The organism is Robertmurraya sp. (assembly GCF_036676585.1).
In the GTDB taxonomy this organism is placed as follows: domain Bacteria; phylum Bacillota; class Bacilli; order Bacillales; family Cytobacillaceae; genus Robertmurraya_A.
In genome coordinates, this window is the sequence record NZ_JAKFCQ010000165.1 from 45,774 (window position 1) to 61,935 (window position 16,162).

Genomic DNA, 16,162 nt, shown 5'->3' on the forward strand with positions numbered 1-16,162 from the left:
ACCTCACTAGTTTTTGTGAGGTCTGTCATAAACGAAGGAAAGCTAACAACCAATTTCTCGTGCAATTACCATTCGTTGAATTTCTGAAGTACCTTCACCAATTTCTGTTAACTTTCCATCACGCATATATCGTTCCACATGATAATCCTTCATATACCCATATCCCCCGTGTATTTGTACGGCTTGATCAGTAACCTCCATACAAATTTCCGAAGCGTAAAGTTTACACATGGAAGCTTCCTTTGTAAAGGAACGTCCTTGATCTTTTAACCAAGCAGCTTTATAAACCATATTTCTAGCAAGTTCAATCTTCATAGCCATGTCTGCAAGCTTGAATTGTATCGCCTGAAAATGTGACAATGATCTTCCAAATTGCTGTCTTTGCTTCGCATAGCTCAATGCCTTTTCGTAAGCCGCCTGAGCAATACCTACTGCCATTGCACCAATTCCAATCCTTCCCCCATCAAGAGTGATTAAAAACTGTTTAAACCCCTCTCCACGCTTTCCTAGTAAGTTCTCAGTTGGTACTTGAACATCTTCTAATACTAACTCGGTTGTATTTGAGGCATGAAGCCCCATTTTCTCATAATTGCTGATAACCTGAAAGCCAGGGGAATTCGTTGGAACAATAATAGCACTAATTTCTTTTTTCCCATTTTGTTCCCCAGTTACTGCGGTAATGGCTAAATGCTTTGCGTAGCTTGCATTTGTAATATAACATTTATTACCATTTATAACAAACTTGCCATCTTTCTCAATCGCTCTCGTCTTAGTACCTCCTGCATCAGAACCAGCATTGGGTTCGGTTAGCCCAAAGGCTCCAAAGGATTCTCCTGTACAAATCGGAATTAAATATTTTCTCTTTTGTTCTTCTGTACCAAACAAATGGAGCGGAGCACCCCCCAGCGATATATGGGCTGAATACGTAATTCCAGTAGATGCACAGGCTCTACTTAGCTCCTCTGTGACTATGGCAAAGCTTATTGTATCTGCTCCCCCACCACCGTATTCTTCTGGAAACGGAAGCCCCATTAAACCTAATTCAGTTAGCTTTTGAAACACCTCATGTGGGAACTGCTTATGAAGGTCTCTTTCGAGCGCACCTGGTGCAACCTCTTCATTTGCAAATTCTCTAATTGTTCGAAGGATCATGCTTTGTTCTGATGTTAAATCAAAATTCACGTTTTTCTCCTCCTTAAGCCTAATGATGAAATCGCTTTCATACTTATTATATAAGGAGTTAAATAATTTTCTCAACATTTTAAATTTTATAATAAATAATCATTATATAAATATAGACCCAATTAGTAATAACAGTCCTAATATGGAAGAAATAACAAAGGACAATAATTTAGCTTTTCTTCCAATAAGAAACCAAGCTATACAGTTTAAAATAATGATTGCATAGAGGCTTATACCACTATTAGGAAAAACATAAGTGACAAAATCTACTGAGCATAATAAAGCGATGAGAGCTGTAGAAATCATTGGAACAATAAAGTCTGTCGCTTTTCTAAAAAAATAAAAACTAGCACCAAATCCAAATAATAGCAATAAAGCATAAAGAGTCATTTGCAAAAAGAAAGATAATTCAGTAAAATATATAAATATACCAATTGGAATCAGTAGCAATGGAGTGTAAGCGAGGAAAAACTTTCTCTTTGTGCTTCTTTTTCCAACTTTCTTTCCATTAACTTGTTCACCTTCTGTATATAAAGCTAATAAAAAATTGCAATATTGTTCTGGTAACAGCTTCGTTTCTTTCCAATAATAAATTTCTTTAACAATGATTTCTTTCCGATTATCACTCATACCTTGTCCTTTCTCTTGCTGAACATAAAAATAGTTTACCTCTATTGTAAGAAGTAAACTATTTTTAGACAATCATTTTATTCTAAGAAATCCTTCAAACGCTTGCTACGGCTAGGGTGTCTTAACTTCCTTAACGCTTTTGCTTCAATTTGTCTGATACGTTCTCTTGTGACACCAAACACTTTTCCAACTTCTTCTAAAGTTCTCGTACGGCCATCATCAAGTCCAAAACGTAGTCGTAATACATTTTCTTCACGGTCGGTTAAAGTATCAAGAACATCTTCAAGCTGTTCTTTTAACAGCTCATAAGCAGCATGCTCTGAAGGTGATGTAGCATCCTGGTCTTCAATGAAATCACCTAAATGCGAGTCATCTTCTTCACCAATTGGTGTTTCTAATGAAACTGGTTCTTGAGCAATTTTCAGGATTTCACGAACCTTATCAGGAGTTAAGTCCATATCTTCTCCAATTTCTTCTGGAGTTGGTTCACGTCCAAGATCCTGAAGTAGCTGACGTTGAACACGAATTAGTTTATTTATTGTTTCCACCATATGAACGGGGATACGAATCGTTCTGGCTTGGTCAGCAATCGCACGAGTAATTGCTTGTCGTATCCACCAAGTAGCATACGTACTGAATTTAAACCCTTTGCGATAATCAAATTTCTCAACCGCTTTGATTAATCCCATGTTTCCTTCTTGAATCAAATCAAGAAACAACATACCGCGACCAACATAACGTTTTGCAATACTAACCACAAGACGTAGGTTTGCTTCTGCTAATCGGCGCTTTGCTTCTTCGTCACCTTGTTCAATACGGTTAGCGAGCTCAATTTCCTCTTCGGCAGACAATAGGTCTACTCGACCGATTTCTTTTAAGTACATCCGAACAGGGTCATTGATTTTCACTCCTGGTGGTACGCTTAGATCATTTAAATCAAATTCTTCTTCACCTTTAGCAAGCTCCTGTATATTAGGATCTCCGTCTTCGGACTCTCCAACTAGTTCAACACCTTGCTCACCTAAAAATTCATAAAACTCATCCATTTGATCTGAGTCTACATCAAAATTAGATAATTTCTCTGCAATATCGTCATAGGCTAGAACCCCTGTTTTCTTTCCAACCTCTGTTAACTGATCTTTTACTTGTTCTAGGGTCAAATCTGAATCAACCTCTTTTGAACGGGCCGATTTTTCAGCCATATGTACCCCTCCTTCCAAAGTCAAACAACAATCTCAAGCTTTTAATGTTTTGCGCAATTGGATAATTTCCATCGCAATCGCTGCTGCCCTACCATGATCCTTTTGTCTCTCTGCTTCTTTCTCTTCTGCTTCTTTTTCTTTTATTTTTAACATCTTTTGATAATTAAACACCTGCTTAATGTAATCGGAAAGCTCCTGGTCGCTTATTTCCTCACCAATAGACATCATTCCAATATCTGCTACTGTACGTCTAAGCTTTTCATCTTTTATATATGTTAGGAAATCACTTGGATTCGGTTGGAATCCCTTTTCATAGTAACCATACAAGTATGTTATGATCGCTTGATGTTCATCAATATTAAAGGGAGTACCGTTTAACAAATCCTGCACTTTATATGCTATGTCAGAATCCTTCAACATATAAGCTATTAAACGTCTTTCTGCAGTTTCATAAGCCGGCCTTAGGTTGGAAGATTGTTTGATAACCACATCTTGATTTCTTTTTTGAACGTATTGCTCACGATTTCCTTTTTTGTTCGCAAAGAAAAATTGTTTTTGTTGTTGCTTTAATGCATCGAGTGAAAGTGAAAATTCACTTGCCAGCTGTCTCAAATAGTGATCTCGTTCTACTACCTTCTCTAGTTGGCTTATTTCCTTTAATACTTCTTCGATATATTGGAGGCGAATTCCTTCATTATTTAAATCCTTTCCTCGTCTTAAATATCGAAGTTTAAAATTCATTAATGTAACACTAGCAGAGATAATTTCGTTTTGAAATTTCTCTTCACCATTTTGGCGAATATAATCATCAGGGTCCATTCCATCTGGCAATATCGCCACACGGACCTGTATCCCCGCTGAATGAAGAAGCTGACTAGCACGGTGAGCGGCTTCAATACCAGCATTGTCTCCATCGTAACAAATCGTTACTGCTTCAGCGCTCCGCCTGATCGACACGATGTGATCGTCTGTCAATGATGTTCCCATGGTTGCAACTCCATTGAGTACACCTGATCGATCGGCAGCTATTACATCAGCAAACCCCTCAAATAATACGATTTGATTCGTTTTTTTAATACTTGCCCTTGCTTGGTGAAAATTATATAAAATTTTACTTTTGTTAAAAATTGCTGTTTCAGGACTATTTAAATATTTTGGCTCATTAGCCCCTAATGATCTTCCTGAAAACGCAATTGTATTGCCTTTGTGGTCTAATATAGGAAACATTATGCGGTCTCTGAAGCGATCAAAATAAGTTCCATCTCGTTCACGTTTAATAACCAGCCCAGCCCTTTCCATCACATCAGGGGGGTAATTACGTTTCGATAGAAATTTGTAAACAAAATCCCACGAATTTAATGAATAACCTATTTGAAATTTAGCAATCGCTTCATTAGTAAAGCCTCTCGATAAAAGGTACTCAAGTGCATGTTGACCGTCTTTTGTGTTTACGAGCAAATGATGATAGAATTTACGTAATAAATCGTGGGCATCAATCATCTGCTGAAAATCATTCGGGATCGTCCTAGAAGTAGTGTGAGATGACGATTCGATATGTAGCTCAACATTTCCTTTTTCAGCTAATTTAACAGCCGCTTCTATAAATGAGACACCTTCTTGTTCCATTAAGAAAGAGAATGCATTTCCACCCGCTCCACATCCGAAACAATGATAAATTTGCTTATCCGGAGAAACGGAGAAGGAAGGAGAGTTTTCTCCATGAAACGGACAAAGTCCAAAATAATTACGACCTTGTTTTTTCAGCTGAACATAGTCGCTAACCACGTCCACTATATCAACCGCCTGGCGAATTTCATTAATTTTATCCTCAGGGATACGTTCTGCCATGAAAACAACTCCAGGTATTAGTGGTAATTCGCGATAAATTATAGATTTCCTGCAAATTTCGACAAAATGCTATAAAAATTTTTCGCAAAATCATCTCGGTCATTTTGACCAAAACGTTTGGGCCCTTTTGAGTGTACCCCTTGTCGCCTAGCTTTTGCGGCAAGATACCTCATATCAAGAGCAAGATTAATATCTTTCTCTTCGTATACATTCCCCCTTGGAGAAAGTACATAAACACCTTTATTCACGAGTGTCGAAGCTAACCCGATGTCTTGGGTGACTACAAAGTCTCCTTTATCAACATGGTTCATGATATATAAGTCAACTTCCTCCTTACCCGTATCGACATATTTCCATGTTCCTGCAGCTTCTGTTGTGCTCATATGATTATAAGATGCAACAAAAATTACTTCCAATGAAAAATTCGACGCGATTTCGACAATTTCCTGCTTCACTGGACAGGAATCTGCATCAACAAGAACCTTTGGTAAACCTAATGTACTATTAATTCTACATCACTCCATATATTCCTTCTTATTTCGAGGAATAACTTAGTGGAAAAGCGTTTGTCGAATTTTTTTCGGACGAGTATCTTGACTTCTGACAATAAATAGTTTATTCGTTCATAGTGAAGTCTAAACCTAATCTGATACATTTTTATCACAATTTTTTATTATAGTATATAAAAGTCTATTTTTCCATCACTTTTTTTGTGATACTCTCCAAACAATAAAAAGAAATAGCACATCATTCTATGCGCTATTTCTTTTATTTATCCTCTTTTTAAGTAACGGTTTAAAATGACATTAGCTGTTTCCTCAACAGCTTTGTTGGTTACATCGATTACATGACATCCAATTCTTGAGACAATTTTATCAAAATACTCAATTTCTTCTTTAATTCGTTCGATATTCGCATAGCTTGCTCGATCATTTAAACCCAAAGAAAGAAGTCTTTCACGCCTAATATTATTTAGTTTTTCCGGGCTTATTTTTAATCCGAAACATTTCTCTGAAGGTACTTTAAACAATTCCTCAGGAGGGTCAACCTCTGGAACAAGTGGAACATTCGCCACTTTAATACGTTTATGAGCCAGATACTGTGATAATGGGGTTTTTGAAGTTCTCGAAACACCTACTAAGACGATATCCGCCTTTAAGATTCCACGTGGATCCCGACCATCATCATACTTAACGGCAAATTCAATTGCTTCCACCTTTTTAAAATAATCCTCATCAAGCTTCCTAACTAAACCCGGTTCAAATAAAGGTTGTTTCCCACAAATATCCTGAATTTGGTCAATTAAAGGTCCAATAATATCACAAGCATAAATTCCTTCTGCCTTCGCTGTATCCCTCATATACTCGCGCATATCTGGCTTAACAAGTGTATAGGCAACCATCCCACCGTCTAATTTCACAAGTGAAATCACTTCGTCAATATTGGATTTATCCTCTACATATGGAAACCTTTTGATTGTGACTTCTTGTCCATCAAATTGGCTTATCGCTGCTTTTGTCACGAGCTCTGCAGTTTCTCCTACAGAATCAGATACCACGTAGACGATTGGCATTTTCCCCATACTTCCTCATCTCCTACATCATTTGTAATAATCTTATGCGAATCGAGTAATTTCGTTTTCGTTCATTAATTTCCTTCTGCTAATGCGACAAACGCCTTTGTTAAGTTCGTTTTAGTAATTCTGCCAAGTACTTCGAAACCTCTTTCCGATTCCCTAACAACAGGTAATGCATCAATCTGCTTATCAATTAATTTATGTGCCACATCAATGAGAAGATCGTCTTTTCCGCACATCGTAACATTAGGCATTCTTGTCATGATGATATGCACCGGTAATGTGGTTAGTTCCTGCTTTCCAATACTTGCTCTAAGTAGATCTTTTCTCGACAATACGCCCGTGAGCAATGAAGATTGATCGACAACAAATAATGTCCCAACATCTTCGAGAAACATAGTACAGATCGCATCGTAGACAGAAACGTTTTCGTTCACCACTACAGGAATAGACTGATAATCCTTCACATACAGTTTCTTTAAGTTCTCAGTTAATAATTGAGTGCCTGATTTCCCTGTGTAAAAATAACCTACCCGTGGCCGTGCATCCAAATATCCAGCCATGGTTAAAATAGCTAGATCTGGTCGAAGTGTAGCTCTCGTTAGATTGAGTCGTTCTGCAATATGCTCTCCAGTTATCGGCCCATTTTCCTTCACAATTTGCAAAATATGCTCTTGCCGTTTATTTAGCTCGATTGTACTCACCACCTAATCGCCCTTTAGGCTCATATGTATGTCATACTTATATAAAATTATTATATACTATCTCTCATAAATGAAAAGACATAAGGATAAAAAGAGCCTTCACCATTAAGAAGGCCCTCTTTAAAAAAGATTATTTTGTTACAATTTCCTTCACATTCGCAAAGCTGATAATCAATTCTGCCAACTGTGACATTAATGCTAATCGGTTGTTTTTCAACGCTTGATCCTCTGCCATGACCATTGTATGGTCAAAGAAGTCGTTGATTGCCCCTTGTAAAGATGCAAGTTTGTCGAAAAACTCTTCCTCACTAGCTTCATTTGATTCCAATCCCAATTTCACACCACGATATTGATTATATAGTGCCGTCTCGTACTCATTTTCAAACAGGGATTCTTTGATTTCCGCATTATCCACTGCTTTATTCGAGATGGTTAGCACACGGCTAAGAGCTTCAACCGTCTCTTTAAACCCACTACCATCTTTTTTCGTTTGCAGAACAAATGCCTTTTTGACCAGCGTAGGTAAAGCTGTAATATTCTTTTCTAATACGGCATCGATGATGTCATAGCGAATGCTTTGTTCTTGTAAATAGTGCTTTAAGCGGAGCTTGAAGAAAGCTACAAGCTCAAGTAGTAACTCTTCTTCACCTTTTTCTCCAATTCCCTTCTCCTTAATGGAAAGGATAGAGAGACGTAAAAGATCAGTTAGTGAAACATTCCATTCTTTATTGATTAAGATTTGGACAATTCCTGAAGCTTGTCTTCTTAATGCGTACGGATCCTGTGAACCGCTAGGGATATTGCCAATTGCAAAAAACGAGACAATCGTATCTAATTTCTCGGCTAAGGCAAGAAGTGCCCCACTATTTGATTTAGGAGTAGAGTCATCCGCGTTTCTTGGCATGTAGTGTTCATTAATGGCAACAGCAACCGCTTCAGATTCCCCTTTTTGTTTAGCATACTTCTCACCCATGAAACCTTGAAGTTCTGGGAATTCATATACCATATGAGTGACTAAATCAAACTTACTGATTTCAGCAGCACGATCCGCTGTCTTTTTATCTTCATCATTAAAGGTTAATAACTCTGCTAACTGATTTGTTAGTGAACGAACTCGTGCAACCTTTTCAGAAAGGGTACCAATTTCCTCATGATATACAATTGAAGCAAGCTTAGCTAAAGCATCGGGAATATTCATTTTTTGATCTTCTCTATAGAAAAATGCTGCATCTGATAGTCTTGCTCTAAGTACCTTCTCATTTCCCTTTGCTACTGTCTCAAGATGCATATGATCACCATTTCTTACTGTTACAAAGAACGGCAAAAGTGTTCCGTCCTTTTTCTTTACAGGGAAATAGCGCTGATGCTCTTTCATTGATGTGATAAGAACTTCTTCCGGAAGTTCTAGAAATTCTTCCTCAAATCTTCCAAATAAAGCCGTTGGATATTCAACTAGATTCGTTACTTCCTCTAATAATTCCTCATCGACAGGAATCGTCCAGCCTTGCTCTTCTTCTAACTTAGAAATTTGGGAGAGGATTGCATCTTTTCTTTCTTCTGCATTCGCAATTACAAATTCACCTAAAAGCTTAGTTACATACTCTTCTGGTGTACCGATTTCTACTTCTTTCCCTAGGAAACGATGCCCGTTTGTACGATTGCTTGCCGATACATTCGTAATTTTAAATGGGATAATCTCTGTTCCATATATAGCAAGTAACCATTTAATTGGACGAATATATTTTAGTGTTTCATTTGCCCAACGCATATTTTTAGGGAAAGTTAGTCCGGTAATAATATGTTCTATCTCCGGAAGTATCTCTTTCGTCGCTTGCCCCTTTGTAAACTTACGTACATGAGCGTACTCAACCCCATTAATCTCTTTAAAATATATATCCTCAACAGACATTCCTTGACCTCTAGTAAATCCTACAGCTGCTTTTGACCAATTCCCTTCGTGGTCAACGGCAATCTTTTTAGCAGGTCCTTTTGCCTCTTCCTCAACATCCTCTTGGCTAGTACTTACACCGTAAGCAATGACAGCTAGACGTCTTGGAGTAGAAAAATGAGTGATGGAATCAAACGAAATCTTTTTCTCTTTTAACCAGTTCTCTATTTTTGATGTTAACTGCTCAATTGACCCAGTAACGAAACGAGCCGGCATCTCCTCAAGCCCGATTTCTAGTAATAAATCTTGCTTATTCATGTGTATCTTCCCCCTTTTGCTGTAGAATTGGGAATCCTAACTTTTCTCTCTCTTCATAGAACGTTTTAGCTACCTTTCTTGCTAGGTTTCTACATCGACCGATAAAACCAGTACGTTCAGTAACCGAAATGGCACCTCTAGCATCTAGAAGATTAAATACGTGAGAGCATTTTAAGACATAGTCATAAGCGGGATGAACAAGCCCTTCGTTCATTTGACGATGTGCTTCTTTTTCATAAATGTTAAACAGATTAAAAAGCATTTCAGGATCTGACGTTTCAAAAGTATATTTTGAGTGCTCATATTCAGGCTGTAAGAAAATATCACGAACCGTAAATCCGTTGGTCCACTCTAAATCAAATACATTTTCCTTTTCTTGAATATAAGAAGCAAGGCGCTCAATTCCATAAGTGATTTCAACCGAAACTGGCTTACACTCAAGTCCCCCTACCTGTTGGAAATATGTAAATTGCGTTATCTCCATGCCGTCTAACCATACTTCCCAACCAAGCCCTGCACATCCAAGCGATGGGTTTTCCCAATTATCTTCAACAAAACGAATATCGTGCTGAAGAGGATCAATTCCCAGCGCCTTCAACGAATCAAGATAAAGTTCCTGAATATTGTCAGGAGAAGGCTTCATAATCACTTGGAATTGGTGATGTTGATACAAGCGATTAGGGTTTTCTCCGTATCTTCCGTCGGCTGGTCGTCTTGATGGCTCCACATACGCTACATTCCATGGTTCAGGGCCAATGGCACGTAAGAACGTATATGGGCTCATAGTTCCTGCACCTTTTTCTACATCGTAAGCTTGCATTAAAATACATCCTTGATCAGACCAATGCTTTTGCAAAGTTAAAATCATGTCTTGAATATTCATCGTACACCTCCAAAATTTGTCGCATAAGAGATAATCATTTTTGCCCAAACAAAAAACTCCCGTCTCCTATGCCTTTTTAGCATAGGGACGAGAGTTACCCGCGGTTCCACCCTATTTGCTGATTTTAAAAAACGTCAGCCACCTTAATCCGAAATTGCTCAGGAACGCCCTTCCTTAACACTCTATTCCTAGCTTACACCGTCCTAGGATCGCTTCTAAGTAGAGAAAGTTAAGTACTCCTTTCCTTCAACGCAAATATTAAATTTAATTTGAATCTTAGCTGAAACAAAGGTCGTTGTCAACTCTTAAAATCAATACTGCCTAATTGACTAATCTGATTTAGAAATTTTTTTGTTTTTAAATGTAAACCAGAGTATTCATCATAATAAGCATTAATAATTTTTTTCAGCTCATCCTTTGTTTCTTGCTTCACAGATATATTCCCTAACCTACTCATATCAATGAAATAAAACAAACGAAGTAGTTTTACTGTTGATTGAGAAATTTTATAGTGATAGGGATCCTTTTCCAAACAGCGATGACAGATAAATCCGCCCTCTCTGATTGAAAATGAAAAATGACCGTCTGTACTTCCACAAACGGCACATTGATTAAGAACAGGATACAACCCTAATGTATTCAACATTTTCACTTCAAAAATATGAACAATAATTTCTGGGTCATAGCCTTCGTTAATATAATTTAGCGTTTGATATAGCATCTCAAATAAAAAAGGATTTGCCTTTTTTTCGTCAGTGCTTTTATCTGTTAGATCAATAACGTAACTTGCATAAGCGGTTAGGAAGATATCCTCCTTGATTGAGCGCATCGAGGAAAGCATCTCACCTTGCTGCAAACTCCCTAGACCGCTGCTTGTTTGCACTAGGAATTGACCGTATGTAAAAAGCTGAGTGATGGCAGCTAAACGGCTGTTTGGCTTTTTTGCGCCGCGTGCCATCACCCCGATTTTCCCCCATTCACGTGTGAATAGAGTCACTATTTTATTTGTTTCACCATAATGATTTGTTCGAATGACGATGCCTTCGCATTTTTGAAACATCTAGAACACCATCCTAGTACGAGACAAACCTAGAGATATGGAAATTCAACCTCTGCTAGCTCATCATCCTGATTCCCGGGTATGTCTTGATTCTCCTTCTCTAACTCCTTAAAGAGCAGATAAGTGTCAATGTTACCTGTTTGCGAAAAAACTTTCCAGGTAAAATCCATCATCAAAAACCCCCACCTTTCAAATAGTTGACTAGCAATAAATCCAAATCGTTACCATTATCATAGCCTTGTCTACCAAAAATAATGAGTCGAAAATATTGTTAATAAAAAAGGTGCATAAACTAGAAAGATGAATAATAATCTAAAAATGGTAAATCAATATTCGTCCTCACGGAACCCAAAATCTCTCAGTTGGGACATTTTGTTGCGCCAATCCTTCTGAACCTTAACCCATAATTCTAAAAATACTTTTGTTCCCAACAAGTTCTCAATATCATGCCTTGCACGTTTTCCAATTTCCTTTAACATGCTTCCTTGTTTACCAATAATAATTCCTTTTTGGGAATCACGTTCTACAATAATGGTTGCCATGACGTGTACGACATCTTTGTCTTCTAAGCGTTCCATTTTCTCAATAACAACCGCTAATGAATGAGGAATTTCTTCTCTTGTTAAATGCAATGCCTTCTCACGTATTAGCTCTGACACGATAAATCTTTCTGGATGATCTGTTACTTGATCGGCTGGATAATACTGAGGTCCTTCAGGAATATATTTCTTAATCACATCAAGCAAGACCTCGAGGTTATTTCCTTCAAGCGCAGAGATGGGAATAATTTCAGCAAATGGATATTTTTCTTTATACGACACGATAATTTCCATGAGTTGGTCAGGATGAACAAGATCGATTTTGTTAATCACAAGGAATACAGGTGTTTTAATTGATTGGAATTTATCTAAAATAAACTCTTCACCACGACCAAAACCTTCTTCTGCATTCACCATAAAAAGAACAATATCTACTTCTTTTAATGTGTTTTGAGCAACCTTCATCATAAAGTCCCCAAGCTTATGCTTTGGCTTATGAATTCCTGGTGTATCAATAAATACTAATTGTGCATCATTGGTTGTTAGTACACCTTGTACTTTGTTTCTTGTAGTTTGTGGTTTATCACTCATAATAGCGATTTTTTGTCCGATTACCCGATTGAGGAATGTTGATTTCCCAACATTTGGACGGCCGATGATTGAAATAAACCCTGATTTGTGCTCTTGCTTTTGATTATTACTCATTTAGATCCTCCGGTGAAAATGCTCCTGGTAGTAATTCTGCTACGGTGATTTCTTGTGTATCGCCTTTTAAATTTGTTAAAAGGACTTTCATATCTTTAGGACATAACTCTGAAATAACTTGACGACATGCTCCACATGGAGAGACAGGACCTTCTGTATCTGCAACCACGGCAAGCATCTCAAACTGACGATCTCCCCCAGCATATGCACTGAAAAACGCAGTTCTCTCCGCACAATTGGTCATGCTAAAAGCAGCATTTTCTACATTACACCCATGATATACTTTCCCATCAGTCGTTAAGAGGGCAGCTCCCACTTGGAACTTCGAATATGGTACATAAGCTTTTTCTCTTGCAATTTTCGCTTCTTTAATTAATGTTTCTTGCTTGCTCAAATTAATACTTCCTTTCAAGGAGACTGCATACTCCTATTTTACCTCATTTTGTTCTGCATTTCATCGATTGTAGCAAAATTGTAATAAAGAAGATTGAATTTTCTAAATATTACTCAATTCCTTCAATTTGTTTCCCTATTTTACTCTTTCTTGAATGCGATTTCAAATAAAAATGGAACCGAAAATAGGTTCGGTTCCCTATTACCATAGCCTTGGTATAAAAATAATCATACCAATGATGATGCTCACCATGGAAAAGATAAAGACTGCCGCCGCAGCCATATCCTTTGCTTTTTTTGCAAATGGATGAAATTCCTCTGTCACTAAATCCACAAGGTTTTCTATACTCGAATTAATTAGTTCTAAGGAGATCACTCCTCCTATTGATAAGAGGAGAAATATCCACTCAACTAATGAAACTTGTAGCAAAAATCCAAGTAAGACAACTAACATCGTAAAGAAAAGATGAATTTTCATATTCCTCTCCTCTTTTACTGCCTTACTAAACCCGGATAGGGCATGCCGGAAAGAATATAGGACATGTCTCGTTTTATACTTTCTTTTATCGTCCGAGCCCGTACTCATCCAATATACTCCGTTGAAGATCAAACATTTCCTTTTCCTCTGCTTCTGTCTCATGATCATAACCTAATAAATGAAGAAATCCATGGACAGCTAAAAAACCTAACTCACGCTCAACAGAATGCCCGTAGTCTGTAGCCTGTTCTCGAGCTTTATCAGTTGAAATAATAATATCTCCGAGTACTCTTGGCATGTTTGCACCGCTTATTTGAATTTCTCCCTCTCCGAGTTCCTCTAAGGCGAAAGAAATTACATCTGTTGGCTTATCCTTTCCTCTGTATTCACGGTTAATTTCTTGAATACGGTCATTATCAACAAATGTAACGGATAGCTCACAAGGTTCTGTAATTTGTAGTTTTTTTTGAGCTGAATTTAATACCCCTTCAATTTGCTCAATCGCTTCTTCTGTCATTTCATTTGTTTCATCTAAAAAATCGATACTTAAGTTCATGCTTGTTTCACCTTCTGTTTCGTAATTTCTGGATATTCAATTCGAGAATGGAAGATTCCCTTTAACGTTTCACATAGTGTATTTGAGATGATTTCCATTTCCTTGAGTGTTAAGTCACATTCATTCAGCTGCCCATCCTGTAATCGATCTGCAATAATACTTTTAACCAAGCTTTCTATTTGTTCAGGATTAGGATGCTGCATAGACCGAACGGCTGCCTCCACACTATCGGCTATTCCGATGATGGCAATTTCCTTATTTTGAGCTTTTGGTCCAGGATAACGATAATCCTCTTCTCGCACCTCATTGCCATTTTGTTTTGCCTTGTGGTAAAAGAACTTGAGTAAAGTAGTGCCATGATGTTGCTCAGCAATATCAACAATTTCTTTAGGCATTTTGTATTGTCTTAATAGTTCAGCGCCATCTGTGGCATGTGCCACTATAATATTTTTGCTCGTTTGTGGCGGCAAGCGATCATGAGGATTTTCAATATTCATTTGATTTTCAATAAAAAATTGTGGTCTCTTTGTCTTCCCAATATCGTGATAATAGCATCCTACCCTTGCTAATAAGCCGTTTGCCCCGATTGCCTCACATGCTGACTCGGCAAGATTTGCTACCATAATAGAATGATGGTAGGTTCCAGGTGCCTCTGTAAGTATTTTTCTTAGAAGCGGATGATTTGGATTTGATAATTCAATCAGTCTCATCGTCGAAAGGATTCCAAATCCAGCCTCGAAAAAAGGAAGGAGCCCGATGGTTAGAATCGCGGCAATAATTCCCGATGTAAAGGCACCACCAAAATAAAACGTATATTCTTTTGCATTATAGTGACCATTGTTAATAAATAACAAGGCAAAAATAATGATGATATTTATCAAAGAAACAAACATACCCGCCTGAAGAATTTTCATCCTCTGATTTTGTTTACTTAAAAACATTATGCTCGCTAAACCACTACAAATGATGTAGATACCAATATTTACATTGAGTGAGCTTGTTATATTTTCACTAAACAAAATGGTTCCGCTTAGAGCTAAAATAATGGTTGTTAAAATCGCTAGTCTATCGTCCACTAAAATTTTAATTAACATGGCTGCCATAGCAGCAGGAAATAAATAACCTAAATCTGAAAACTCAAATTGTTGAAGAAGACTAATTCCTTTTAACATCACGATTGAAAGGATAAAGATAATGCTAAACAAAAGCAAGTAATTTTGCTTCATATCTCCACTCACTTTGAGTTCATGGAAGTAATAGTACAGAGCAATTACCATTACCATAACAAGAAGTGCTAATCCGATAAAAGGCAGTGTTGATTGCTGATTGTCTGTAAGGCCGACAAGCTCTAGCTGACGAAAGACTTCTCTACTGATCAGTTGGTTCTCCTCAACAATTATTTGCCCTTGTAATATCTTTACTGGCTCAACACTTTCCTTGGCCTGTTCCCTAAGCTCCTGAGTAGCCTCTAAATCAAAAAATTCATTTTGAACAACAGCATATCGTCCTAATTCAATTACAGCTGCTTTTAATTGACTGCTCATAGATGTAAGTTTCAGTTCTTCTTCTACAAGCCTCTTACTATTTTCCACTTCATCTGCTGGAATTCTTCGATTCATAACCGTATTTATAGCGGTTATGGTCACATCCTTGGCAACAGATAACTCTTCCTTGGAGGAAGAGACAAGTGCTAGCAAGACAGAATCAGAAATACTTCTTGTTACCTCCTCTGTTAGCTTTCCCTTCATCTTGTCGACAACTTCATTATCTGAAGGAGCACCCCCAGAATTCTCACTTTCTTGCCCCTGAGAAGTTCCTTCTGAAGCGTTTACTTGGTCTTGCAGCTCCTTTTTCACTTCCGTTGCTGCATCGAAGATTGAGGTGATTAAATCGACTCGATTCTCATTTGTTTCCTTTTTCATATAATAGACATCTTGAACACTGTCTTCAGCTTCTTCTCTCTTCTTTTCGGTACTCTCTTTATCAGAGATCGTTACTGGAGATCTTACGGTTTGATTCGCAATGGAAAACAAGCGTAAATCCATTTTTTCTGGCTTAACATTGGAAAACATGGAGGCATAAAGGACTAAGCCAAGAACGAGGAATAACAAGACCCGAAAAATTCGTAGATCTAGTAAGCCTCTAATTTTCATCAACTGTTGTTGAATCTTTTCCACTATGACTCTCCTCCAATTCTTAT

At 37.6% G+C, this 16,162-nt stretch carries 16 protein-coding genes and 1 other annotated feature; all 16 genes read right to left on the reverse strand.

The features are described from left to right. Positions 1 to 42 precede the first annotated feature (42 nt). The 16 genes from ACGLXV_RS21350 to ACGLXV_RS21425 all read right to left on the reverse strand — a co-directional run bounded on the left by ACGLXV_RS21350 (position 43) and on the right by ACGLXV_RS21425 (position 16,139). Positions 43 to 1,182, reverse strand: a complete 1,140-nt coding sequence (locus ACGLXV_RS21350; RefSeq protein WP_119709160.1) for an acyl-CoA dehydrogenase family protein — start codon at positions 1,180 to 1,182, stop codon at positions 43 to 45. Between the two features lie 102 nt (positions 1,183 to 1,284). Next, positions 1,285 to 1,884: a hypothetical protein gene (locus tag ACGLXV_RS21355; RefSeq protein ID WP_391560218.1), complete on the reverse strand. Its 600-nt coding sequence runs from the start codon at positions 1,882 to 1,884 to the stop codon at positions 1,285 to 1,287. A gap of 5 nt (positions 1,885 to 1,889) precedes the next feature. Continuing rightward, positions 1,890 to 3,014, reverse strand: coding sequence for an RNA polymerase sigma factor RpoD (gene rpoD, locus ACGLXV_RS21360; protein ID WP_119709162.1), 1,125 nt, complete (start codon positions 3,012 to 3,014; stop codon positions 1,890 to 1,892). Between the two features lie 33 nt (positions 3,015 to 3,047). Continuing rightward, on the reverse strand, positions 3,048 to 4,862 hold the full coding sequence (gene dnaG / locus ACGLXV_RS21365) for a DNA primase (protein ID WP_391560219.1): 1,815 nt from the start codon (positions 4,860 to 4,862) through the stop codon (positions 3,048 to 3,050). Positions 4,863 to 4,900: 38 nt separating this feature from the next. Then, positions 4,901 to 5,371, reverse strand: a complete 471-nt coding sequence (locus ACGLXV_RS21370; protein WP_119709163.1) for a YaiI/YqxD family protein — start codon at positions 5,369 to 5,371, stop codon at positions 4,901 to 4,903. Between the two features lie 263 nt (positions 5,372 to 5,634). Next, the gene (locus ACGLXV_RS21375) at positions 5,635 to 6,444 is read right to left on the reverse strand and encodes a pyruvate, water dikinase regulatory protein (RefSeq protein WP_119709164.1); all 810 of its coding nucleotides are present in this window, start codon (positions 6,442 to 6,444) and stop codon (positions 5,635 to 5,637) included. 65 nt (positions 6,445 to 6,509) lie between these two features. Beyond that, on the reverse strand, positions 6,510 to 7,142 hold the full coding sequence (gene ccpN / locus ACGLXV_RS21380; protein ID WP_162927788.1) for a transcriptional regulator CcpN: 633 nt from the start codon (positions 7,140 to 7,142) through the stop codon (positions 6,510 to 6,512). A gap of 130 nt (positions 7,143 to 7,272) precedes the next feature. Next, positions 7,273 to 9,348, reverse strand: coding sequence for a glycine--tRNA ligase subunit beta (gene glyS, locus ACGLXV_RS21385; RefSeq protein WP_391560220.1), 2,076 nt, complete (start codon positions 9,346 to 9,348; stop codon positions 7,273 to 7,275). Beyond that, a complete protein-coding gene (glyQ, locus tag ACGLXV_RS21390; RefSeq protein ID WP_119709167.1) occupies positions 9,341 to 10,231 on the reverse strand; it encodes a glycine--tRNA ligase subunit alpha in 891 nt (296 codons plus the stop codon). The genes glyS and glyQ overlap by 8 nt, the downstream gene beginning before the upstream one ends. A gap of 80 nt (positions 10,232 to 10,311) precedes the next feature. Further along, positions 10,312 to 10,490, reverse strand: a binding site (T-box leader). Between the two features lie 39 nt (positions 10,491 to 10,529). Next, a complete protein-coding gene (gene recO, locus ACGLXV_RS21395) occupies positions 10,530 to 11,291 on the reverse strand; it encodes a DNA repair protein RecO (RefSeq protein WP_119709168.1) in 762 nt (253 codons plus the stop codon). 29 nt (positions 11,292 to 11,320) lie between these two features. After that, positions 11,321 to 11,464 (reverse strand): YqzL family protein, encoded by a 144-nt coding sequence (locus tag ACGLXV_RS21400; RefSeq protein ID WP_119709169.1) that lies wholly within the window; start codon positions 11,462 to 11,464, stop codon positions 11,321 to 11,323. A gap of 153 nt (positions 11,465 to 11,617) precedes the next feature. Further along, complete coding sequence (gene era / locus ACGLXV_RS21405) at positions 11,618 to 12,535, reverse strand: GTPase Era (RefSeq protein WP_391560221.1); 918 nt, start codon at positions 12,533 to 12,535, stop codon at positions 11,618 to 11,620. Continuing rightward, positions 12,528 to 12,929, reverse strand: a complete 402-nt coding sequence (locus ACGLXV_RS21410; RefSeq protein ID WP_119710673.1) for a cytidine deaminase — start codon at positions 12,927 to 12,929, stop codon at positions 12,528 to 12,530. Before ACGLXV_RS21410 ends, era begins: the two co-directional genes overlap by 8 nt. 201 nt (positions 12,930 to 13,130) lie before the next feature. Then, complete coding sequence (locus ACGLXV_RS21415) at positions 13,131 to 13,574, reverse strand: diacylglycerol kinase family protein (RefSeq protein ID WP_391560222.1); 444 nt, start codon at positions 13,572 to 13,574, stop codon at positions 13,131 to 13,133. Continuing rightward, positions 13,492 to 13,962, reverse strand: a complete 471-nt coding sequence (gene ybeY / locus ACGLXV_RS21420) for an rRNA maturation RNase YbeY (RefSeq protein WP_119709172.1) — start codon at positions 13,960 to 13,962, stop codon at positions 13,492 to 13,494. The genes ACGLXV_RS21415 and ybeY overlap by 83 nt, the downstream gene beginning before the upstream one ends. Then, on the reverse strand, positions 13,959 to 16,139 hold the full coding sequence (locus ACGLXV_RS21425) for an HD family phosphohydrolase (protein WP_391560223.1): 2,181 nt from the start codon (positions 16,137 to 16,139) through the stop codon (positions 13,959 to 13,961). Before ACGLXV_RS21425 ends, ybeY begins: the two co-directional genes overlap by 4 nt. Positions 16,140 to 16,162: the final 23 nt, after the last annotated feature.